We start from the raw sequence: 21,036 nt of genomic DNA on the forward strand, positions 1-21,036 counted from the left end.
GGCCCAGGCGGTGACGGCCCAGGGGTAGGGCTGCCACTGGGGCACGGCCGGATAGGACGGCGTGCAGCTGATCGGCTCCGGCGGCGGCAGGGGTGTGGACGCCGCCTGCTCGAGGTCGAAGTCCTCCTTGGTGCTGTCCAGATCGATGACGCCGTAGACGTCGTCGATTTCCCCCACCCCCTCCAGCAGGGCGTAGCGCAGGCGGCTGCCCTGCAGATACTGCTGGCCGCGCTGAAAGCGCACGTTGCCCACCGCCAGCAGGGTGCGGGTGCTGGCCTCGAACTCCAGCCGGTCGGCCAGCAGGCGGCCACCGGCCAGACGGGCCATGACGCTGCCGGTGGCGACGAAACGCTGCAGCTGGCTGTCGTAGCCCTGCTGGTTGGCGGTCAGCTCCAGCTCCAGGGGCACCGCGTCGCTGGCCGTGGCCGGGTCGACGTCCGGCGCCGACGTGGCCGTGGGTGCTGGGGTGGGGGCTGCTGGTTCGGCTGGGGGCTCGACCCCGGCTCGCGGTGCAGGTTGCGGCTGGTTTTGCGGCTCGCTCTGCGGCTCGTCCTCGAAGGGGTTGGCCGTGGTGGGGGCAGCCGTCGCTGGCGTGATCTGAGCCAGGGCGGCCTGAAGCCTGGAGGGTGAGTCCGGCCGTGCCTGGGCCGGGGCGGCCGTCATCGCCAGCACACCACAAAGGCTCAGCCACAGGCCCATCCCAGGGGTCAGGCCTTCAGCGGCCTGGCGACGTCCCGAGCGGGGATGGAGCACCACAGGTAGCGGATGGGCGGCAAGGTCGCGGCCGATCCTGCCATGGGAGTTCGGGGGCTGCCCCCCGCAGCGGTCCGGTTGTCGGGACGGGTGGCGGGGGGCGACGCCGCGAAAGGGATCAGTCCTCCAGGTCCTTGCGGCTGGGGGAGCGGGTGGGATCGCTGGCCAGGAAGCCGAAGACGAAGATCCCGATGAAGAAGAAGACGACGGAGTAAACCGAGATCTTGAGAGCGAGCATGGTCTGTCCGGCGGGTGACAGGGAGTGACGGGCGCCGGTACGGGTCTCGATGACCCCTCGGCAGCCGCATCATCTTATGGGTGGTGGTTGGCCATTCAGCCTGTCCAATGCCGTTTGGCAGGGGCAACCGGCTCCGATTGAAACGTTTCGGTCACGTTCCCCATGCTTCGGCCCCTGGATCTCCAACCGCTCTGGCAGGGCCCGCAGGCCAGGGGCGGCAGCGGTCCGGCCCTGGGGGAGGCGTGGGGACGCACCCACCGACCCGACTGGGCGGCCCGGGGCCTGATCATCTGGCCGCGGGGCGGCCAGTGGCGACAGCTGCAGCTGCGCTGCTCCTGCCCGGAGCCCTGGCGGCCCCTGGCGGCGGGCGCCCGGGCCCGGCTGGTGTTGCGCTGGTGGGCCGACCGGGCCGAGCTGTGGGTCGATGGACAGCGGGTCCACAGCGGCGATCTGTTCGACACCGCCTGCCGCTGGCCCTTGCCCGAGCGCTGGTGGCAGGGGGAGGCCCTGGATCTGGAGCTGCGGCTGCGCAGCCCGGTGCACGATGACGGCGCCCTGATGACCAGTCGGATTGAGCTCGAGCCGCTCGATCCGGCCGATCCCCAGGGCCTGCTGGCGGCCACGGTTGCGGAGCTGCGCGAGCTGCGCCGCGCCCATGGCCATGGGGAGGCCCCCGGGGAGGGGCGACTGCAGGTGCTGGGCCACGCCCACCTCGACCTGGCCTGGCTGTGGCCGGTGGCCGACACCTGGCAGGCGGCGGAGCACACCTTCGCCTCCGCCCTCGACCTGATGGAGCGCTTCGGCTCACTCCACTTCGGCCATTCCACCCCGGCCCTCTACGCCTGGCTGGAGCGCCACCGGCCGGCCCTGTTCGCCCGGGTCCGGAGGGCCATGGAGGCGGGCCGTTTCGAACCCCTCAACGGCCCGTGGGTGGAGAGCGACTGCGTGCTGCTCTCCACCACCTCGCTGTTGCGCCAGTTCCAGGAGGGCCAGGCCTACAGCCTGCGCACCTTCCCGGAGTGGAGCCACCGGCTCGCCTGGCTGCCGGACAGCTTCGGCTTCGCGGCCGGTCTGCCGGCGCTGGCGGCCGCCACCGGCGTGCGCTGGTTCTGCACCCACAAGCTGGCCTGGAATGCCACCAACCCCTTCCCCCACCGGCTGTTCCGCTGGCGCAGCCGCTGCGGCGCCGAGGTGCTGGCCCTGATGACGGCGCCGATCGGCACCGACGGCGATCCGGTGGCGATGGAGCGCTACCGGCTGCAGTGGCAGCGGGCCAGCGGCTGCGCCGACGCCCTGTGGCTGCCCGGGGTGGGCGACCACGGCGGCGGGCCGACCGCCGAGATGCTGGAGCAGCTGGCGCTCTGGCAGGGCCAGCCCGTGGCCGCCGGCCAGCGCCACGGCAGCCTGCGGGCCTACCTGGAGCCGCTGGAGTCCCTGGCGGACCAACTGCCGGTGTGGCGCGACGAGCTTTACCTGGAGCTGCACCGGGGCTGCGCCACCAGCCGCCCGGACCAGAAGCGCCACAACCGCACCCTGGAGCGACTGCTGCGGGAGGCGGATCTGGCCGCGGCGCTGTTCGCTCAGCCGGCCGAGGCCGCTGACGACGACTGGCGCAGCCTGCTGTTCCAGCAGTTCCACGACATCCTGCCGGGCACCTCGATCCCGGAGGTGTTCGAGCAGGCCGAACCCCAGTGGCGGGCCGCCCGCCGCCGGGCCGCCCGCCGCCGCGACCGGGCCCTGGGGCGGGGTCTGGCCGGGGGGGCGCCAGCCGGGGCAGGGAACGCCTGGTGCGCGGTCCAGCTCCAGCCGCTGCCGGCCCAGCCCCGCACCCTGCGGCTGCCGGCCGGCGACTGGTGGCTGGCAGGGGCGGACGGCGGCCGGCGCTTGAACGGGCAGCCGGCTCCCGGCGGCGGTCAGTGGCTGCAGATCCCCGGCCTCGATGGGGTGGGGGTGCAACAGCTGCGGCGCCAGGGCAGTGGCGCGAAGGCCTGGCCCGTGGAGGCGGCGGTGCGGCTGGAGCGGGCCGAGGGCTGCGGGCCGGAGCACTGGCGCCTGGGCAACGGTCTGGTTTCGGCGCTGATCGGCCCGGCGGGGGTGGAGCAGGTGTTTGATGCGGCTGGCACGCCCCAGTTGGCGGGGCCGCTGGCCTGGTGCCGTTGGCGTGACCGGGGCGAGTTCTGGGATGCCTGGGACCTGGCCGCCGACTACCGCCAGCACCCGCTGGAGTGGCGCTGGCAGGGGGCGCCGCAATGGCTGGAGACGGGGCCGCTGTGTGGCCGCTTTGTCTGGCGCGGCCGCTGCGGCGAGAGTCCGGTGCGTCTGGATGGCCGCCTGCTGGCGGGCAGCCCCTGGCTGGAGCTGGTGCTGAGCACCCAGTGGCAGCAGCGCCATGAGCTGCTGCGGCTGGAGATTCCCCTGGCCGCGCCGGCCTGCCGCTGGGCGGCCGACACCTCCGGCGGGGTGATCGAGCGGCCGGCCACGGCCCGCACGGCCCGGGAGCGGGCCCGCTGGGAGGTGAGCGCCATCAGCTGGCTGGCCTCGGTGGGGCCGGGCCGCGGCGATGGCCTGGCAGTGCTGCTGGACGGCCCCCAAGGGGTGTCGGCGACGGCCGAGCGCCTGGGGGTGTCGCTGCTGCGGGCCCCCACCTGGCCCGATCCCGGCGCCGACAACGGCTGGCAGCGGCAGCGGCTGGCCCTGCTGCCCTGCCCCGGCGGCTGGCGGGCGGCTGCTGCGCCCCAGCAGGCCACCCGGCTGCGGGAACCGCTCTGGTGCCGGCCGGTGGCGACGGCGGGGGGCTCAGCCGTGGCGGCAGAAACGCTCTTTCCTGCACTCGGCGACGATCTGCAGCTGGTGGCCCTGCGGCCGCTGGCGGCGACAGATGGCCAGGGGGGGGCTGGGAAGGCGCTGCTCAGCGTCCAGAACCTCGGACCCTGCCGGCGCCGCCTCTCGATCGGCCCCGACTGGACCGTGCTGGAGCGCTGCGACGGCCTGGGCCACAGGTTGGCGGACGGGAGTGGCAGCGATCCGCTGCAGCTGAGCCCCTGGCAGCTGGGGCACTGGACGCTGCAGAAGGTCGTGGCGGTTCAGTCGTCGTGATCGTCGAAGGGATCGGTGAGGCCCTTGGACGGGGGGCCGAAGGCGGTGTACACGCCGAAACCGGTGAGGGCCAGGAGCACGGCGAGCACCGCGAGGGCCACGGAGAGGGCGGGGGAGGTGCTGGCGGCGGGATCCATGGGGGACTCTCAGGCGGGGCAGGGGGCGCGGGACTTCCGTCACAACTCTCGACAGCCCATCTCGGTGTGGCCGGCGAGACGCTTACAGTAAGCACCGCGATCCCGTGCCCGAGAGGTCCGAGCTGCCATGGCCCAACGCACCCGTCTGGGAAACCTGCTGCGCCCCCTGAATTCCGAGTACGGAAAGGTGGTGCCCGGCTGGGGGACCACCCCCGTGATGGGCGTGTTCATGCTGCTCTTCCTGGTGTTTCTGCTGGTGATCCTGCAGCTGTACAACAAGTCCCTCCTGCTCGAGGGCATCAACGTCAACTGGAACGGCGTCGGCTGATTCCTCTCGCCCCCTGTCCATGAACATCTTCGGCATCGGTCTGCCCGAGATGGCGGTCATCGCCGCCATCGGACTGCTGGTCTTCGGACCCAAGCGCCTGCCCGAGCTCGGCAAGACCCTGGGACGCACCCTGCGCGGCTTCCAATCGGCCTCGCAGGAGTTCGAGAAGGAGTTCCGCACCGCCGTGGGCACCGACCAGCCCATCGACATCTCCGGTCCACCTGCCGCCATTCCGCCGGCTGCCGACACCGCGGCCGTCGTGACCCCAGCCGTCACGGAAGCTGCCACGCCGGTGGTGGTGGTTGAGGAGAGCGCCGGCCCCTCCAGCTGAGGGCGGCCATCCGTTGGATCTGCAATTGCTGGTGGGGCTGGGCAATCCCGGCGCCCGCTATGCCGACACCCGCCACAACGTCGGCTTCATGGTGCTGGAGCGGCTGGCCAGTTCCGGTGGCGCCAGCTTCCGCAACCAGGGCCGCCTGCACGGGCTGCTGGCCGAGACCGGCCAAGGGGACAAGCGGCTGCGGCTGCTGATGCCCCAGACCTTCATGAACGACAGCGGCCGCTCGATCCGCGCCGCCCTCGACTGGTTCCGGCTCGACCCCGCCCAGATGCTCGTGCTGGTGGACGACATGGACCTGCCCCTGGGGCGCCTGCGGGTGCGGGCCTCGGGCGGCGCCGGCGGCCACAACGGACTGCGCAGCACGATCGCCCACCTGGGCAGCGAGTCCTTCGCGCGGCTGCGCATCGGCATCGGCGCCCCCGGTGAGACGCCCGAGGAGCGCCGAGCCCGCACGGTGTCGCACGTGCTGGGCAAGTTCTCCGCCGCCGACCGGCCGGTGCTGGAGACGGTGCTGGCGGAGGTGGAGGCGGGCATCGACCTGATCCGCCGGCTGGGTCTGGAACGGGCCGCCAATCGCCTGAACAGTTTTCGGGCCGATCCGCCGCCATCCTGAGAGCATCGATCGAGACAGGCGGCACCCCCGCCACCCGCCGCATCCCCCGCTTCCCGTGAGTCGCCTTCCTGCCACCAACGCACAGCTGCGGGTGCTGCGCCAGAGCTTCAGCCCCTGTCTGCTGGAGGGGGAGATCAGCGCCGGCAGCTTCCAGTGGCGCTTCCGCTGGGCGTTCGATCGGGGCGAGTTGCAGGTGGAGCCCTCCCTGGGCCGCGCCTTGATCCAGGACGCCCTGCTGCGCTTCCTGCTCAAGGCCGACTACCAGCTCGAACCCGGTGGCGACTACGTGTTCACGGTGCGGGCGTCGTTCTGATCAGCGTCCGCCCCAGCCGGCGCTCCAGCAGCAGCTGGGCCACCACGTCGTCCCAGTCGCGGGGGGGCTGGCGCAGGCCCAGGGGCAGCAACTGCCGCCAGCCCCTGGCGGGGAACAGTTCCCAGTAGCGGCGCCGCGCCGCCAGGGTGGTGCCACGCTCATCCACCAGCTCCACCGGCAGCAGGGGCTCCAGGCGCCGCTGCCAGGCTCCGCTGCCGGTGCCGTCGCCGATCACCACGGCCGCCAGGGCCTGGTGGCGCTGCCAGTCCTGCAGGCGCTGCCAGGCCTCTTCGGGGGGCAGCACCAGGGCCTGGCGGATCTCCAGGCGCTCGGGGTCGGTGAGCACCAGGCCACATTTGCTGCGGCCGGGATCGAGTCCGGCCAGGGGGCCAGGGCCTGCCGTCATGGCCGCAGGGGTCCGGTGGGGGCGTCCTTGCGGATCCAGCGCAGTTCGACGCTGATCGGGTCGGGGGTGTCGGCGTTCTGGCTGGCCACCGCCTCGAGGTTGGCGGTGACGCCGGCGGGCCGCTCGCTGAGTTCGCGGGCGAGGGCGTTGAGGCTGGCGGCATCGAACTGGAGGCCGTTGGCCAGGGTGCCCTGGCGCTGGACCTTGGCGAAGGCGGCGGCCAGCATCAGGTTGAGGCGGCTGCGCACGGCGTCGAGCTCGCGTACGTCGGGCTCCAGGGCGGTGCGGGAGAGCACCTCCCCCTGCTCCACCACCTGGCGGTTGGGGCGCAGGTCGGGGAAGGCCAGCACCTGGGTCTCGCCCCGCAGCACGTTGGCGGCCGAGCGGATGCTGACCACCCAGGCGCCAGGGGTGGCGAGCAACGATTCGAGCCGGGTGATGTCGCTGCGGGGCACCAGCAGGATCTGGCGGTTGGGAGCCTGGCCGGGCAGCAGCAGCTGGAACGCGGCCCGGTTGGACTCCTGCAGCAGGGCATCGATCACCTGCTTGGCCTGGTCGGGGCGCTGCAGCAGCACCTTGGCGGTGGCCAGGGGCTGGCCGCTGGCGATCACCACATCGCCGCGGCGCAGGGCGATGACGTTGGTCTCCAGGTCCTTGAGTTCCTTCTCGCCGGCGGCGATGCGACGGCGCACATTGGTCAGCTCGGCCTCGGTGCGGCGGATCTCGGCGTCCCGGCCCTGCACCTCCCGGCTGAGCCGGGCCCGCTCGGCCTCCAGCCGGGCGCGCTCCGCCTGCAGGGGCTGCAGCTCGCGGCGCAGGGTGTCGACACGACGCTCGGCGGCCAGCAGCTGGCTCTGGGCCCGGCGCTGGCTGGCCAGGGCCTGGTCACGGCGACGTTCGGCGGTGGTCAGATCCAGGCGGCTGCGTTCCAGCTCGCCCCGGGTGCGTTGCAGTTCACCCTTGTTGCGCTGCAGGGCGCTGCGGCTGTCGCGCAGGCGGTCCTGGATCTGGTCGAGCTGGAAAAGCCCCACCCGCAGGCGTTCGCTCACCAGCAGCATCAACGCCAGGGACACGGCGCTGATCAGGCTGCCGGTGAGCACCGTGATCACCACGGCCGTCTTGCGGGGCCGCAGGTTGAACAGGCTGAGGCGCGCCTTGCCCACGCGGCTGCCGAGCCGGTCGCCCAGGGTGGAGAGCACTCCGCCGAGCACCAGAAGGGCCAGGATCAGCAGCCAACCCGACACCGTCTGCGCCTCGGTTTTGCGGTGCACCAAGTATCCCTGCCGGTGGCCTCCTGGCACCCGGCTGGGGCCAGCCGGTCCGCTGAATCTCAGCTGAATCGCTTGGCCAGGGCGATGGGGTCGAAGACGGTGATCTTCTTGCGGTCGATCTGGACCAGGCCGTCGTTGCGCAGGTCGCCCAGCAGGCGGGTGATGGTGACCCGGGTGGAGCCGATCGCCTCGGCGATGGCCTGGTGGGAGAGGCGCAGGTCGATGGTGATCCCCTCGCTGCCGGGGACGCCGAAGTCGCGGCAGAGCACGAGCAGGAAGCTCACCAGCCGGGAGGACATGTCCCGGTGGGTGAGGGTCTCGATCATGGTTTCGGTCTGGAGGATGCGGGAGGAGAGGCCCTGCAGCAGCAGCAGACCGACGCTGGCGTCCTGCTCGATGGCGCGCCGCACCGAGGTGGCCGGGGCCGTGACCATCTCGACCCGGGTGAAGGCGATGGCGTGATAGAAGCGGTCGGAGCGCTGGCCGGTGAGCAGGGACAGCACCCCGAACAGGCTGTTTTCCCGCAGCAGGGCCACGGTGATCTCCTCGCCGGACTCGTAGACGCGGGAGAGCCGCACGGCGCCGCGGCGCAGCAGGTAGACGCGCTCGGCGGGATCGCCGGGGAAGAAGATCGTCTTGCCGCGCTCGATGGTTTCAACGCTGCTGCCGGCCAAGCCCCGGATCACTTCCAGCAGGGTGACGGTGTTGGTGCCGGGGGCACCCATGGGCGTCACGGACCCGGGGGATCCGCTGGATGGGCTGCTGGGGTAGCGGCTGAAGCCACGCGTGGCGCCGACCATTAAGGCGTGGCGAATGGGTAGGAACCTATGGATCGGCCTGGCTGATCCATGTAGCCAATGACACTCTTTAGCCGGTCGTGCGTGTGGCCGCCGCCACAGCCAGGGCCTGGCGCTGGGCCTCCTGCAGGGCGCGCAGGCCCGGTTCGGCCAGATCCAGCAGGGCGTCGAGGCTGGAGCGGGGGAAGGGGGCGCCCTCGGCGGTGCCCTGAATCTCCAGCAGCCGCCCCTGTTCGTCCATCACCACGTTGAGGTCGACTTCGGCGCGGGAATCCTCGGAGTAATCCAGATCCAGCAGGGCCTGGCCATCGACCAGGCCCACCGACACGGCCGACACCTGCTGGCGCAAGGGTGAGGCCTCCAGCATGCCCTGCTGCTGCAGGCGCTCCAGGGCGGCGGCCAGGGCCACCCAGGCGCCGGTGATCGAGGCGGTGCGGGTGCCGGCATCGGCCTGGAGCACGTCGCAGTCGACCAGCAGGGTGCGCTCGCCGAGGGCCTCCAGATCGAGCGAAGCCCGCAAGCTGCGGCCGATCAGCCGCTGGATCTCCTGGGTGCGGCCGGAGAGCTTCATCAGCTCGCGGCCCTGGCGACTGGGGGTGGAGGCCGGCAGCAGGCGGTATTCGGCGCTGAGCCAGCCGCTGCCCGAGCCCCGCCGCCAGCGGGGCACCTCGGGATCGAGGCAGACGCTGCAGAGCACGCGGGTGCGGCCCGCCGAGAAGAACACCGAGCTCAGCGCGAAGCCCATCGGGTCCCAGTCGAAGCCCACGGGGCGCAGCTCGTCGGCGCGGCGGCCGTCGTTGCGGGGAGTGGGCACGCGGGCTTTGGCAGGGAAGGGGCAGCGTAGGCGGCGCCAGTGGTACGTCTGTTCCGAGCCACTACCGATGGTGTGCCGAGCCGGCAGGGGCCGCTACATTCGGGAGGTGAGGGGCTGGGGCTAGCCGTCCGGACCCTTCACACCAACGCTTCCTTGGGGTGTCCATGACCGCCAGCCTCATCGACACCTCCCACCCCCATCGGCCTGTGGCGCTGGTGCCGCCTCTGCGACTGGTGAGCCAGCCGGAGGGGCTGCTGCAGATCCACACGGCGCCGTTCCGGGGCAGCTTCGCGGCGGTGTTCAGCCAGGCCCTGCGCAGCGCCGGGCTGGGCAGCCGGGTGCTGGTGAGCCAGTTCCTGAAAGGGGGCGTGGAGCAGGGGCCGGCCGGCAGCCTGCGGCTGTGCGGCCGGCTGGAGTGGCTGCGGCCGGGCACGCCCCACTGCCTGGATGGGCCGCCGGGGTCCCAAGGGGAGGAGGGGGCCACGGCCGAGGAGGCGCTCGAAGCGGTGGCCGAGGTGTGGGAGGTGAGCCGCGAGCGGCTGCTCAAGGGCGACCTGGATCTGCTGGTGCTCGATGAGCTGGGGCTGGCGATCGCCCTGGGGTATCTGAGCGCGGAGGCGGTGATCGAGGCGCTTGAACAGCGGCCGGCCCATCTGGATGTCATCCTGACGGGCCCCTCGATGCCGGCCAGCCTGATGGCGATGGCCGATCAGGTCACCCAGTTGCGCCGCGGCGGCTGACGCCATGCTCAAGAACGACCACTGGATCAACGAACAGGCCGCGGCCGGGATGCTGGAGCCGTTCCAGCCGACGCTGGTGCGCCACCTGGATCCGGAGGGCCGCACCGGCCCGGTGCTGAGCTTCGGGTGCTCGTCCTACGGGTACGACCTGCGGCTGTCGCCGAAGGAGTTCCTGATCTTCCGCCACGTGCCGGGCACGGTGATGAACCCGAAGCGGTTCAACCCGGCGAACCTGGAGCCGGCGCCGATGCACAGCGACGAAGACGGCGACTACTTCATCCTGCCGGCCCATTCCTACGGGCTGGGGGTGGCGCTGGAGAAGATGAAGGTGCCGTCGAACATCACCGTGATCTGCCTGGGCAAGAGCACCTATGCGCGGCTGGGCATCATCGTCAACACCACCCCGGCTGAAGCCGGCTGGGAGGGCCACCTCACCCTGGAGTTCAGCAATTCCTCCGGCGCCGACTGCCGCATCTACGCCGGCGAAGGCATCTGCCAGCTGCTGTTCTTCGAGGGCGACCCCTGCGCCACCACCTACAACGACCGCCAGGGCAAGTACCAGCACCAGCCTGAGCGGGTGACGCTGGCGAAGGTTTGAGGGGGGTGGGTCAATTGGCAGGGGAATGGGGATTCTGTAGCGAAGCGGACAGGTGGTTATCAGGTCCTTCTATATCGCTTGGCTGGAGCGGCGCTATTGCGCTCAGTAGCTGCGACGGAAGGCTTCCAAGGGAATGGCCTGCGCTGCAACTTTTCCTTATGCGGCTGGGAGTCTGGCTTTTGGGTGGTTATCGGAACCGCCCAATAAAGAGTTGAACTAAGCCGCTTCGCGGCAGATTGCAAAGCCAATATAGTTGAGCTGCTGCGGTTTCTAGCACCAGGTGCACGCTTTAATTGCCATGCCGCAGGCCTGCCGTAGGACGGAGCCTGTTCTCAGCGGAACGAGATCGCCGTCGCCGGGAAGACACTGAGGGATGCACATCCTCGGATGTGCTTTCCCCTGTCATCTTCCCGCTGGGAAGCTGCTGAGATGAATCCTGCTGACCAAGAGCGTTTTGATCGCCTGTTTGATGCCAATTTGCAAGCCATGCAGCTGCATGGCTTGCGCGACAAGACCATTGATAGCTACAGCCGAACATTGAGGAGGGTGGCCGGCCATTTTGGACGCTGTCCCGATGATCTTAGTCCTGATGAGTTAAAGAGCTACTTTTCCGCTCTGCTGGAGCAGTATTCATGGAGCACGATCAAGGTAGATCTCTGCAGCCTGCAGTTCTTCCATCGCTATGTGCTCGATCGCGAGATGGAGTGGATCAAAATCATTCGGCCTCCCCGTGTACGCACTCTCCCGGACATTCCCACCCGAGAGGAAGTGCATGCCCTGATCAACAGGGTACGCAAGTTGCGCTACCGGATCTTTCTGCTGGTGATCTACAGCCTGGGTCTGCGAATCAGTGAAGGCCTGGGACTGGAGGTGGCGGACATTGACGGCAGCCAAAGGCGTGTGCACATCCGCGATGCCAAAGGCGGAAAGGATCGCTATGTCCCCATGCCCGATCACACGCTCCAATCGTTGCGCAGGTTCTGGACAACCCACCGTCACCCCCGTCTGCTCTTCCCCAGTCCGGCCGGAAGCCAGTTCATCGTCCGGATGGCGAGCGCACCGATGGATGCCAGCGGTGTCCAGGCCGCGCTCAAGGCCGCCCGCATGGAGTGTGGCATCGAGAAACGGCTCACGGTGCACTCCCTGCGCCATGCCTATGCCACCCACCTGCTGGAGCAGGGGATGGATCTACGCCTGATCCAATCGTTGCTCGGCCACAGCAACAGCAACACCACCACCCGCTACGCCCACATCACCCAGGTGGTGCGGGATCAGAGCGGTGATCGCATCGAGAGGCTGCTCAACGGATTCCAGCTGCGCTGGGAGGAGGAAGGCTGATGATCCTCCTCTCTGATGTGGTGGAGCGCCACCAGGGTGAGCTCGAGCGGCTCCACGGCGATCAGTTGCTGCCCAGTCACCGCCAGGCCCTGCAGGCGATGCGGCGTTGTCGCCGCCAGGGCAGCGACCTGATGGTGCTGCAGTGCAGCAACTGCCGCCACAGCATCAAGGTTCCCCATTCCTGTGGCCATCGCAGTTGCCCCCACTGCCAGCATCACGAAAGCCAGCGCTGGATTGAACGGCAACAGGCCAAGCTGTTGCCAGTGGAGTATTTCCTGATCACGTTTACGGTACCGGCTCAGTTGCGGGCACTGTTCTGGAGCCGGCAACGAACAACCTATGATCTCTTGCTGAAAACAGCTTGGCAAACGGTTGATTCATTTGCCCGCCGGGATCCAAAGCTGAAAGGGGTGACCGGAGCCCATGCGATCCTGCACACGCACAACCGCAGGCTTGACTACCATCCCCATGTGCATCTGATTGTCCCTGCTGGTGTCATCCATCAACAGAGACAAGGGCAAGCAAACGGAAAAGAGTGGCGCTGGAAGGCCAGGGGATATCTCTTCCCTGAGGCCAATCTTGCCAAAGTGTTCCGTGCTAAGTGGCTGGAGGGAATGCGGAGAATGGGCTTGAGCGTGAACGCACCAATCCCAAGAGATTGGATTGTGCACTGCAAGTCTGTCGGCCCTGGTGAGAAGGCACTGGTTTATCTGGGGCGTTATCTCTACCGTGGCGTGCTGCCGGAGAAGAACATCCTTTCCGATCGCGATGGCATGGTGACGTTTCGGACGCGGGACAACACGGGTCAGGAGATGATCCAGAACGCCACCGGGGCAGAGTTCCTGTGGATGCTGCTGCGTCATGTGCTGCCCAAGCGGTTTCGTCGTGCCCGTGACTACGGCCTTCTGCATGGCAACAGCTTGGGCCTGCTACAGGTGGTGCAGCTGCTGTTGAGAGTGGCGCTGCCAGAACCATGGCGGCCAAAACCCAAGCCTCCAATCTGCTGTCCGCAGTGCGGAGGGGTGATGGAGGTTGTTGCCGTGAGGGTGCGCGAGATCAGACCCCAGTTGAGTTGAATCAGCCAGAGAAGCCAAGGAGATACACGGTAGTGATTAGAAAGTGGAGACGATGATGGTTGGTTCCAAGAGAGAACTGACCTGCCGGCCTGTCTGCACCCCTATGATGCAGTGGCCAACAGACAGATGAGGCCGAGGCCTCGACGGCAGGTCATTTCACCTAGGCCAGAAGCTAAAGCAAGTGTGAAATATGGCCTGACGTTTCTGCAGTAAGCCTTGAGCTCCAGAGTTGCCGGCTTGTTCAACTTCGGATAAGATCGTGGCTGCGCACGATCTATCCATAATCGTTATGGCACTATCGATACCGAATATGAGTGACATATGAAAGCAGAATTTGAAGAAAAGGACTTTGAAGCTCCTCTATACAACGAATTAAGGTTTGGAAGCCACCGGATTGCCACCCCAGGCCAAGTGTTTGAAGGTAAATTTGGAATTGATGCTGCGTTAGAGGCTGAGCACCCTTTATTTTGGGACTTATTTGGTTACTACGACATACCAAAGGGTGTAGTTCTCGATAATCTAAGGTGGGGTTTTATGTGGCGCAAGCTTGGTAGGAAGCGACGTTTACCTACGTTTAACACTAACCTACTAATTCAAGCAAAGCGGCCAACTCCTCTGAGAAGAGCGTCATCGCTTCTAAAAGGTTACGGCTTTAGCTCTAAGTACTGGCGATTTGAGATTGCAGAGCACCAACAAGGAATTCTTGAAAAAGTGTCTCATCATTTGCGCCGTAAAGCCCTTGTTATATACGCTGCTCCGGCATTCTGCACACTAGATGACCTTTATAGCCATACTGAAGCCCAAACGGTCGTTGAAAACTCCAATTTTGTTAAAGTAGAGCGATTACATAATCATAGGCAATGGAACTACTATCAAGCTGGAACGAGTGGCGTCGCACATTCTGAGCCAGAGTTCATTGAGGATGTTTCTCTAAATTCTATGCTTGAGCAAATGCGTGAGTTCGGGCAAGAGAGCGCAAATGCTCCTGAAAACCTCCGGTATCTACATCAAATGACCGTTGAAGCTTGTCAAGAAATCCAAGATCACAATCCAATTGCAAAATACTATCTTCGACTTCACGGACGACTTATGCGATTGGATGAACTGTATGAGATTGAAGAAACCATCCATTACTCTGCCTTCAATCTGTTTTGTAATGTGGCGAAATTGAAATGGCTAGTCGTATAAGTCACAACAAAGCGCTGCACTTGGAAAAATTACTCGCGGCGCTCCTAGTTTTTCGGTGAGCGCGGCGATCGATCCATTCTGAACGGGTGGGTTGGAACCAAGCTTGATGAACTACTACCTCAGTCTAAAAAGTACTTGGATGGTCAGCATCGCAAAATGAATCCAAATAACGAGGCGATGGTACACTTGGACTACCACGGGGCTCAGCAGTGATGCAAGCACGGCAAGGTGAGCTGAAGCTTTCTTTCCCTTCCATGCCTCCCGCTAGCCGGTCTTCCAAGGTGCGAGAAGCGATTCACCACTTGGCGGCCGGAGATGGAATTGAGGCCAGAGGGGCGGTTTTCACCAAGCCAGAAGTAGTTAACTTTATTCTGGATTTATCTGGCTACAAGGCTACATCTGATCTTTCGCAACTGAGGATTTTAGAGCCCTCCTTTGGGGGTGGAGACTTCCTGATTCCAGCAATAAAGAGACTCTTGGGATCTTGGCGAATACATAAGTCGCGGAATCCGACTAGAATGGAACTTCAAGATTCAATAGTTGCATTTGAGCTACACAAGAAGACATTCGAAGACACGCGAGACGCAATACGTGAACTTCTGACCCAGGAAGGTATTACAGAGAAGGACGCAGGGCCTCTAGTAAACAAGTGGTTGCAGAATGATGATTATCTCCTTGCACCTATCGAAGGAAGGTTTGATTTCGTAGTCGGGAATCCTCCGTATGTTCGTCAAGAGCTAATCCCTGCGCCGCTACTCAGAGAATACCGAAGTCGGTTCAGTACACTTTACGATCGAGCGGATATCTATATTCCATTTATTGAGCGGTCTCTAGGCCTACTTGGACCAAGTGGCGTACTTGGTTTTATATGTGCAGATCGCTGGATGAAGAATAAATATGGAGGTCCGTTGAGAAAATTGGTATCTGGGGATTATCACTTAAAAATCTATGTCGACATGTCTGACACTCAGGCATTCCAGTCTGATGTAATCGCTTATCCTGCCATAACAATTATTGAAAGAGGAACTCCTGGGCCTACTCATATCGCACGGCATCCTGTCATTACTCAAGAGGCCCTAGAAGCCCTTGCGGTAGAACTTACTACTGGCAATCATGGCACAAAGGAGAGGGTCCGCTTCGCCTCTGGTATTACGAATGATTCAGATCCATGGCTTCTGAGCGGTTCCAGTCAGATTGAACTAATCAGACGCCTAGAGGAAAAGTTTCCAACGCTCGAAGAGGCAGGCTGCAAGGTTGGAATTGGCGTTGCAACTGGTGCTGATCGGGCTTTTATTGCTGATTATGAGAAGCTTGATGTTGAAGATGATCGCAAACTGCCGCTTGTAAGGACTAGAGACATAGCAAGTGGGGAGGTTGGTTGGCTGGGCAAGGGAATTATCAATCCGTTCAAAGATGACGGAGGTTTGGTTGACTTATCAGAGTATCCAAGGCTAAACCGGTATCTTGAAGCCCGAAGGCCAATCATTTCTGGACGTCATTGCGCGCAGAAGAATCCCAGGAACTGGTATCGCACAATTGATAGAATTACCCCCTCTCTTTTACGCAAGCCTAAGCTTCTAGTGCCAGATATCAAAGGCCAATCTCATATTGTCTACGAAGATGGTAGATTCTATCCTCACCACAACCTGTACTACATCGTTTCAGAAGAGTGGGACCTGCGTAGTCTTCAAGCCGTCCTGTTGTCTTCGCTATCACGTGCCTTTATTTCTGTCTATTCTACAAAGATGAGAGGTGGCTTCCTGCGATTCCAGGCCCAATACTTGCGGCGAATACGGATACCAGAATGGAGCTCCTTGTCTGAGTCAATGAAGATGGCGCTCGCCGATGCAGCCGTTTCTAGGGATATCGCCGCCTGCGATGAAGCCGTTTGCACGCTTTTCGGCTTAACTCTTGATGATTTGGATTCCCTGGAGAAGGCTGCAACCAGATGACGTTAGATTTGGCAGACTACAAGCAGAAGACTCACAAGGCGGTTAAGGAATTTTGGGGCAATCGCGATGCAGCCAAAGAACGCCAACTCGCCTTGGGCAAAGCAGATCAAGGGGAGCGAGCTGGTGTTACATCAGGGAAGAATATGGACGGCTTCCTCTCGCTGATTATTGACATCGTTAACTTAAACGGCCTATCACATGCAGATATCCATATGAATCGAGCAATGCTTACTCTGCCTGGATTCTTTCGGCCTACGAAGCTGTGGGATTTGTTGGTTCTACATAGAGGTGAGCTCATTGCAGCTGTTGAACTGAAGAGCCAAGTGGGATCCTTTGGTAACAACTTTAACAATCGAACAGAAGAAGCTATAGGCACTGCTCATGATCTTTGGACCGCATACAGGGAAGGGGCTCTTGGCAACCAGCCAAGACCTTTCATAGGGTGGCTAATGATGGTCGAAGATGCCCCTGGTTCACGGAGAGCTGTGCGAGACGCCTCGCCTCACTTTCCTGTCCTTGAAGAGTTTCAAGGTGCTTCTTATCTCAGCAGATATGATCTCCTATGTCAGAAGCTAATGAGGGAAGGACTCTACAGTTCTGCTTGCCTACTGGCCTCACCCCGCGAGGCTGCCCTTTCAGGAGAGTTCTCTGAACTCTCTCCAATGACTAGCCTCAAGACATTCATAACTTCACTAGCCGGTCACATCGCTTCAGAAGCTTCGCGACTAGCCTGAAGAAGGATCTAACTTCAAGATCCAGCGGACGGGAGCAGTGAATAGCTTGGTTGATTCACAACTTCCGCCCGCCGCTGATCTTGGGCGTTCATCCGGGCGTAGAGCTGGCGAACACGGCCTCCAGCCAGTCGTAAGCACGCTGATGGAATAGCGAACGCGCCATTTCCTCGCAGTGGCCGCCCGCGCCTTCGGCTTTGGTGAAGCGCACCAGGGTGCGGGGACACCGCAGCGCGGCATGCAGCTGCTCCGCGAAGCGCGCGATCGGATCGCCTTCCGCCCAGGCCACCAGCGTGGGGCAGCGGATCTGTTCCGCTCGTCCCCTGAGGCTGTAGTCGCCGGCGATTCGGAAGTAGTCGGCGAGGGAATCGAGGCCATGCACCCAGAGGGCCCGCTGGAAGGTCCAGTGCAGGGATGGATTGGAGCGGATCTGGTCCTGCAGGTCTTCGAGATCGGCGGGGGCGATTTCGGGCAGGCGTTCGCCCACGGAAGGCGGGAGCGGCAGGTTCGCCCGCAATGCTTCGAGGAGATCCCACTGGCCGGGGTCGGCGATGCAGGCCGCAAGGCGGTACTCCCCGCTGGCTGCACGGGGCGCCAGATAGCCGCCGAAGCTCCAGCCGATCAGCGCCATCCGCTGCGGGTCCACCTCCGGGCGGGAGAGCGCGTAGTCGACAACCGGGCGCACCACATTCTCCCAGTCGGGGCGGAACACCAGGCCCTGGTGGATGAGGGGGCGGCCCTGGCCGGGGCCGTCGAAGGTGAGGCAGTGGTAGCCGCGGCGCACGGCGGCCACGGCATGGGCAAAGTGCGCCTCATGCACGGTGGCGTCGTAGCCGTTGGTGGCGATCACCGTGGGGCGCGGCTGGCCCGAGTCATCGGCACGGTGGAAGTAGCCGGGCAGGCTCGTGCCCTCGTAGGGGATTTCCACGGCCTCCACCGCTGGCGCCATGCGGGCTGCTGCTCTGGCGAACGCCTCGGCCTCCCGGTCGAAGGCCTCCACCAGCCGGACGTCCACCGGCGCACCGAAGAGCGGCAGCCAGGCGGTGCGGTAGTAGTTGCTGGCCCGCAGGTAGGCCTCGCGGGCACTCACCGAGTGGCCTTCCGCCGCACAGGATTCGGCGATGTGAAACACACGGTCGGCGGTGTCGGTCCAGGCCCGATACCAGCTGTTCGGATCTGCGGGCGTGATCTGCGCAGCCGTGACGAAGCACTCGCCGAAATCAGCACCCCCATAGAGCGCGTGCGACAGGGCGCGGACGGCAAACCGTTCAAAGAGCGGGTCTTGAAAGAAGAGCCCCATCGAGACGATCTCCGGCGGTCGAGCGAGGACGACCCAATACGCTCTTCATCATCACCGAGGACTTCGGCGTTCTCATGCGCACGGCGGGCCTGAGCGCTGAGGCGTGTGGTCTGCCAGACGAAGCGGGATCCGTTTGGCATCGGCGGCGTCTTCATAGGAATAGCTAGTATGGAAATCCATGGAATGACCACATGGCCTGCATGCCCCACCCCTGGATGATTGAAATAAGTTAGACTTCCTTAACAGTGGAAAATGCCTGACGCACGGCATTTTTTTCTTTCGCTATGAACCTCCAGTGCCGCCAATGCAATAGTAAGTCGGTCGTCTACGACCGAAGTCTTGGCGGCCGGGCTGTTTGTGCAGTCTGTGGAGCGCCTATGAGTGTCTCAAAAAGGAATCCGAATAGACGCCAAATTCATTCTGCGGTAGGAGATAACCCAGCAACCAAACCGGCAAGGCGGCAAAATCATTACAAGCCAGTCACTCCGAGGAGAAGGAAGCAACAGCTTTCTGCCAAGATCTTGATTGCTTGGCTACTCCCCGTTGGCCTGGTTGGATGCTATCTCTATCTGATGGTAAACCCAAGAGTAGTCTCCCACTGGTTCGCTCATTACAGTCCCTCTACTAGAAATGCTTGGTGGATCAAGACGCCTGCTGACATAGAGCTACTCATCGATCAAGCCCGCAAAGCTGACAGAGAAGCAGTTGATCTGTCTGTTTATGGAACAATTCGCGAGTTGGTTACACGGTTGCAGCGAAAAGGAGTACGTCTTCTGATCACCGACAAGGTGATGGAACATGCCGCTGGCGAATGGGATCCTGGTACGGCGGAAATCAGAATCCGGCCTTCCACTGTATCGATGGGTAGCAGAGTTCTGGCTGAAGCTCTGGCTCATGAAACAGCCCATGTGGCTCAGTCTTGTCGGGCTGGTGGCCTTGGAAAGAATAGCGAGCCGATGGGAATCCAGGTCAACGCTGCAGAGGTGTTCAAGCATCAACTTGGTTCACCCTTGTACAAGGGATCTCCATCCAGTAAGGCGATTGAATTGGAGGCTTATTCGGTAGGGGCAAACCCTCCTTGGGCTATCCAGTTATTGGATCACTTCTGCAAAGGCTGAACGCCAATGCCCGGATATCTTTTGATACCTAGGCTCAGTGGCCTGATGTTGCCTCAAGGCCTTCGCTCAATAGGGCTGCCTCTGCTGAACTTGAGCGTTGGAGGGTCTGCTAGGCTGCTTAATCCTCCAGGCGTTCCAAGCGACACCAGGCTTCGCTTCCGAATTGAAGTTTCAGCATGACATCTGAAGATCGCAATCGACGCATGAAGTGGGGGCAGAATGTTCCCCGTTGGTGGATATCTGATTTCAACATGACTCATCGAGGTGAGTCCAAAGAAGATGATTCAATCACATCCAAGGCCGACCAGCCCAGCGGAGCCAGAGGTGATGACCTCGTCAAGGACGATAATGTTCAACTCTTTCGACAGCGACTGTTAAATCTTCAGAAGACATGGTCTAACTCTCAGAGACAGCCATCGACGTTGCGGAAGCCAAAGGGGCCAAGCTCTGAGGACTATGTGCAATATCGGCTGAAGCGGAATGCGAGACGTAAACTGCTTGAAGAGCAGACCAGCCGACTCAATCGAGATATACGAAGAGTTCAAGCGGGATTCGCGATAGCAACTTGTTTGATTGGGCTTTTGTTTGGCGGGTTCCTGGGTTTTCTCGTAGGCGGGGGAATCGGCCTGCTAATCATTTCGCTTCGCATAAGGCTATAGGATGCTCTGGTGCATCACCCTTCTCGCTATTGAGAGCACTTCAAGGCTCCCGGCGGTTGAATCTTATTGGCGGCCCTGTGATCTTGCTGTACTCAATGATGTAAAGGCTTCTCAAGCGAGTCTGCGGCATTCCCGTAGATAAGCTTGCTGTTCAGGCTATGGTCTCACATCTGAGCGATTCATGGTGACTCTCTGCCTATGGCAAAGAGGCGTGGTTGGGACTTTCTGCATTGACCTTCTACTCTTCAGCATCAAGACTAAGCAGGTGGGAATCGGATTTTCGCCAATGTCGGTGAGCGAAGCCCGCCGTTGATCATCAACCATGTGACCAGGTTCCAAGCTCCCGCCGCCCCATGCTCTACCAATACCTCCGGCCCCACCGTCGTGGGCATCGATGTTGGCGGCCCCCGCAAGGGCTTCCATGTAGGTGGTCGTCAGGCCGTACGCTTAAGGAATCATGTCAGAGTCTACTGCAACTCATGAAATCCAGCATCCGCCGTACTCGACAACACTGCAAAGTCTGATCGACTTTATTGGTGTATGTATGGCGTGATTATCTTGGTTCTCGCTGTTTATCTGATTCTGCGATGAGTTCTATTGCCAAGGAGCTGTAAGCTTGCCTCCGCGGGTCGATGGGCTCGAAGGTTCGCCATCACAGGGTTGCGTGGATCACTGTTTGAACTTTGCCTACGGCTCCAACATGCTGACAGCCAGGCTGCGTCAGCGAGTTCCGTCCGCACGCCCGCTCGGCGTGGCGGTGCTGCGGGCGCATGAGCTGAAGTGGCATAAGGTCGCCAACGATGGATCGGGCAAGTGCGACATCGAGGCGGCAGCCGATTCAAACAGTCTCGTTTATGGAGTTGTCTACGCGATTCTTCTTGGTGAGAAGCATCGGCTGGATCGTGCGGAAGGTCTAGGGTTTGGATATGAGGAGCAGACGAAGACCGTCGAGCTGGCTGGTCAGTTCGTTGATGTGCAAGCGTATGTTGCCACAAGGATCGATACGGTCATCCTGCCCTATTCGTGGTACCGAACCCTGGTGGTTGCCGGCGCCATGGAACACAACCTCCCTTCCGCGTATATCGATAGGCTCAGAAGGGTCCCGGTGATCCAAGACCCTGACCAGGAACGCCATGCCGAACACATGGCTCTTGCTGCCGAGGCCTAACTCCTCCCTCCTTCGGAGTGTCACCGCCTACGCTGGCTTTCTCGTCGGATAGGCATGGCAAC

Annotated in this window: 21 protein-coding genes and 1 pseudogene; 14 read left to right on the forward strand and 8 right to left on the reverse strand. The window is 63.0% G+C overall.

Going from position 1 to position 21,036, the window contains the following annotated elements; genetic code table 11:
* Positions 1 to 756 (reverse strand): annotated as a pseudogene (locus KUG43_RS07335) (DUF3769 domain-containing protein); the annotation flags it as partial.
* 115 nt (positions 757 to 871) lie between these two features.
* Positions 872 to 991, reverse strand: a complete 120-nt coding sequence (locus tag KUG43_RS07340) for a photosystem II reaction center protein I (protein WP_015109632.1) — start codon at positions 989 to 991, stop codon at positions 872 to 874.
* Positions 992 to 1,153: 162 nt separating this feature from the next.
* Here KUG43_RS07340 and KUG43_RS07345 point away from each other — a divergent pair, with 162 nt between their 5' ends.
* Positions 1,154 to 4,087 (forward strand): alpha-mannosidase, encoded by a 2,934-nt coding sequence (locus KUG43_RS07345; protein ID WP_216907636.1) that lies wholly within the window; start codon positions 1,154 to 1,156, stop codon positions 4,085 to 4,087.
* On the opposite strand, the gene psbN is transcribed toward KUG43_RS07345, so the two are convergent.
* Positions 4,075 to 4,224, reverse strand: a complete 150-nt coding sequence (psbN, locus tag KUG43_RS07350; protein WP_015109630.1) for a photosystem II reaction center protein PsbN — start codon at positions 4,222 to 4,224, stop codon at positions 4,075 to 4,077. The genes KUG43_RS07345 and psbN overlap by 13 nt on opposite strands.
* 127 nt (positions 4,225 to 4,351) lie before the next feature.
* On the opposite strand from psbN, the gene psbH reads away from it, so the two are divergent.
* From psbH to KUG43_RS07370, 4 genes are read left to right on the forward strand one after another with little or no spacing between them, the layout of a single operon-like run.
* Entirely contained in the window at positions 4,352 to 4,552 is a 201-nt protein-coding gene (psbH, locus tag KUG43_RS07355) for a photosystem II reaction center phosphoprotein PsbH (RefSeq protein WP_015109629.1), read from the forward strand.
* A 19-nt stretch (positions 4,553 to 4,571) separates the two neighbouring features.
* Positions 4,572 to 4,883 carry a TatA/E family twin arginine-targeting protein translocase gene (locus tag KUG43_RS07360; RefSeq protein ID WP_216907638.1) on the forward strand — a complete coding sequence of 104 codons (312 nt, stop codon included), beginning with the start codon at positions 4,572 to 4,574 and terminating at the stop codon, positions 4,881 to 4,883.
* 13 nt (positions 4,884 to 4,896) lie between these two features.
* Positions 4,897 to 5,505 carry an aminoacyl-tRNA hydrolase gene (gene pth, locus KUG43_RS07365; protein ID WP_216907640.1) on the forward strand — a complete coding sequence of 203 codons (609 nt, stop codon included), beginning with the start codon at positions 4,897 to 4,899 and terminating at the stop codon, positions 5,503 to 5,505.
* Positions 5,506 to 5,560: 55 nt separating this feature from the next.
* Entirely contained in the window at positions 5,561 to 5,818 is a 258-nt protein-coding gene (locus KUG43_RS07370; RefSeq protein WP_216907642.1) for a DUF3146 family protein, read from the forward strand.
* Here KUG43_RS07370 and KUG43_RS07375 read toward each other — a convergent pair.
* The 4 genes from KUG43_RS07375 to rph all read right to left on the reverse strand — a co-directional run bounded on the left by KUG43_RS07375 (position 5,796) and on the right by rph (position 9,106).
* Entirely contained in the window at positions 5,796 to 6,224 is a 429-nt protein-coding gene (locus tag KUG43_RS07375) for a RuvC family protein (RefSeq protein ID WP_216907644.1), read from the reverse strand. The two genes, KUG43_RS07370 and KUG43_RS07375, sit on opposite strands and share 23 nt — an antisense overlap.
* Positions 6,221 to 7,468 (reverse strand): DUF3084 family protein, encoded by a 1,248-nt coding sequence (locus tag KUG43_RS07380; RefSeq protein WP_216907683.1) that lies wholly within the window; start codon positions 7,466 to 7,468, stop codon positions 6,221 to 6,223. Before KUG43_RS07380 ends, KUG43_RS07375 begins: the two co-directional genes overlap by 4 nt.
* A gap of 86 nt (positions 7,469 to 7,554) precedes the next feature.
* Complete coding sequence (gene ntcA / locus KUG43_RS07385) at positions 7,555 to 8,220, reverse strand: global nitrogen regulator NtcA (RefSeq protein WP_502988587.1); 666 nt, start codon at positions 8,218 to 8,220, stop codon at positions 7,555 to 7,557.
* 142 nt (positions 8,221 to 8,362) lie between these two features.
* Positions 8,363 to 9,106, reverse strand: coding sequence for a ribonuclease PH (gene rph, locus KUG43_RS07390; RefSeq protein WP_216907648.1), 744 nt, complete (start codon positions 9,104 to 9,106; stop codon positions 8,363 to 8,365).
* A gap of 164 nt (positions 9,107 to 9,270) precedes the next feature.
* Here rph and KUG43_RS07395 point away from each other — a divergent pair, with 164 nt between their 5' ends.
* From KUG43_RS07395 to KUG43_RS07425, 7 genes are all read left to right on the forward strand, one after another.
* Positions 9,271 to 9,846, forward strand: a complete 576-nt coding sequence (locus KUG43_RS07395; RefSeq protein ID WP_216907650.1) for a cob(I)yrinic acid a,c-diamide adenosyltransferase — start codon at positions 9,271 to 9,273, stop codon at positions 9,844 to 9,846.
* Positions 9,847 to 9,850: 4 nt separating this feature from the next.
* A complete protein-coding gene (gene dcd / locus KUG43_RS07400) occupies positions 9,851 to 10,444 on the forward strand; it encodes a dCTP deaminase (RefSeq protein WP_094584423.1) in 594 nt (197 codons plus the stop codon).
* A gap of 429 nt (positions 10,445 to 10,873) precedes the next feature.
* Entirely contained in the window at positions 10,874 to 11,782 is a 909-nt protein-coding gene (locus KUG43_RS07405; RefSeq protein ID WP_216907652.1) for a tyrosine-type recombinase/integrase, read from the forward strand.
* Positions 11,782 to 12,858, forward strand: coding sequence for an IS91 family transposase (locus KUG43_RS07410; protein ID WP_216907654.1), 1,077 nt, complete (start codon positions 11,782 to 11,784; stop codon positions 12,856 to 12,858). Before KUG43_RS07405 ends, KUG43_RS07410 begins: the two co-directional genes overlap by 1 nt.
* Before the next feature lie 321 nt (positions 12,859 to 13,179).
* On the forward strand, positions 13,180 to 14,046 hold the full coding sequence (locus KUG43_RS07415) for a hypothetical protein (RefSeq protein ID WP_216907656.1): 867 nt from the start codon (positions 13,180 to 13,182) through the stop codon (positions 14,044 to 14,046).
* A 302-nt stretch (positions 14,047 to 14,348) separates the two neighbouring features.
* Positions 14,349 to 15,998 carry an Eco57I restriction-modification methylase domain-containing protein gene (locus KUG43_RS07420; RefSeq protein WP_286194517.1) on the forward strand — a complete coding sequence of 550 codons (1,650 nt, stop codon included), beginning with the start codon at positions 14,349 to 14,351 and terminating at the stop codon, positions 15,996 to 15,998.
* On the forward strand, positions 15,995 to 16,732 hold the full coding sequence (locus KUG43_RS07425) for a PaeR7I family type II restriction endonuclease (protein ID WP_216907660.1): 738 nt from the start codon (positions 15,995 to 15,997) through the stop codon (positions 16,730 to 16,732). Before KUG43_RS07420 ends, KUG43_RS07425 begins: the two co-directional genes overlap by 4 nt.
* Before the next feature lie 88 nt (positions 16,733 to 16,820).
* On the opposite strand, the gene KUG43_RS07430 is transcribed toward KUG43_RS07425, so the two are convergent.
* A complete protein-coding gene (locus KUG43_RS07430; RefSeq protein WP_216907662.1) occupies positions 16,821 to 18,029 on the reverse strand; it encodes an alpha/beta hydrolase family protein in 1,209 nt (402 codons plus the stop codon).
* 377 nt (positions 18,030 to 18,406) lie between these two features.
* Here KUG43_RS07430 and KUG43_RS07435 point away from each other — a divergent pair, with 377 nt between their 5' ends.
* A complete protein-coding gene (locus tag KUG43_RS07435) occupies positions 18,407 to 19,147 on the forward strand; it encodes a hypothetical protein (protein WP_216907664.1) in 741 nt (246 codons plus the stop codon).
* A gap of 1,323 nt (positions 19,148 to 20,470) precedes the next feature.
* Complete coding sequence (locus tag KUG43_RS07440; protein WP_216907666.1) at positions 20,471 to 20,974, forward strand: gamma-glutamylcyclotransferase family protein; 504 nt, start codon at positions 20,471 to 20,473, stop codon at positions 20,972 to 20,974.
* Positions 20,975 to 21,036 lie beyond the last annotated feature (62 nt).

This window comes from Synechococcus sp. CCY 0621 (assembly GCF_019038465.1).
Lineage (GTDB): Bacteria > Cyanobacteriota > Cyanobacteriia > PCC-6307 > Cyanobiaceae > Cyanobium.

What these genes read in the sequence shown, in the direction of transcription:
- KUG43_RS07395 (WP_216907650.1), top strand. Translation starts at nt 9,271, where the DNA reads ATGACCGCCAGCCTCATCGACACCTCCCACCCCCATCGGCCTGTGGCG.
- KUG43_RS07415 (WP_216907656.1), top strand. Translation starts at nt 13,180, where the DNA reads ATGAAAGCAGAATTTGAAGAAAAGGACTTTGAAGCTCCTCTATACAAC.
- psbN (WP_015109630.1), bottom strand. Translation starts at nt 4,224, where the DNA reads ATGGATCCCGCCGCCAGCACCTCCCCCGCCCTCTCCGTGGCCCTCGCG.
- KUG43_RS07425 (WP_216907660.1), top strand. Translation starts at nt 15,995, where the DNA reads ATGACGTTAGATTTGGCAGACTACAAGCAGAAGACTCACAAGGCGGTT.
- KUG43_RS07360 (WP_216907638.1), top strand. Translation starts at nt 4,572, where the DNA reads ATGAACATCTTCGGCATCGGTCTGCCCGAGATGGCGGTCATCGCCGCC.
- dcd (WP_094584423.1), top strand. Translation starts at nt 9,851, where the DNA reads ATGCTCAAGAACGACCACTGGATCAACGAACAGGCCGCGGCCGGGATG.
- KUG43_RS07410 (WP_216907654.1), top strand. Translation starts at nt 11,782, where the DNA reads ATGATCCTCCTCTCTGATGTGGTGGAGCGCCACCAGGGTGAGCTCGAG.
- KUG43_RS07340 (WP_015109632.1), bottom strand. Translation starts at nt 991, where the DNA reads ATGCTCGCTCTCAAGATCTCGGTTTACTCCGTCGTCTTCTTCTTCATC.
- ntcA (WP_502988587.1), bottom strand. Translation starts at nt 8,220, where the DNA reads ATGGGTGCCCCCGGCACCAACACCGTCACCCTGCTGGAAGTGATCCGG.
- KUG43_RS07435 (WP_216907664.1), top strand. Translation starts at nt 18,407, where the DNA reads ATGAGTGTCTCAAAAAGGAATCCGAATAGACGCCAAATTCATTCTGCG.
- KUG43_RS07375 (WP_216907644.1), bottom strand. Translation starts at nt 6,224, where the DNA reads ATGACGGCAGGCCCTGGCCCCCTGGCCGGACTCGATCCCGGCCGCAGC.
- KUG43_RS07430 (WP_216907662.1), bottom strand. Translation starts at nt 18,029, where the DNA reads ATGGGGCTCTTCTTTCAAGACCCGCTCTTTGAACGGTTTGCCGTCCGC.
- KUG43_RS07405 (WP_216907652.1), top strand. Translation starts at nt 10,874, where the DNA reads ATGAATCCTGCTGACCAAGAGCGTTTTGATCGCCTGTTTGATGCCAAT.
- KUG43_RS07345 (WP_216907636.1), top strand. Translation starts at nt 1,154, where the DNA reads ATGCTTCGGCCCCTGGATCTCCAACCGCTCTGGCAGGGCCCGCAGGCC.
- psbH (WP_015109629.1), top strand. Translation starts at nt 4,352, where the DNA reads ATGGCCCAACGCACCCGTCTGGGAAACCTGCTGCGCCCCCTGAATTCC.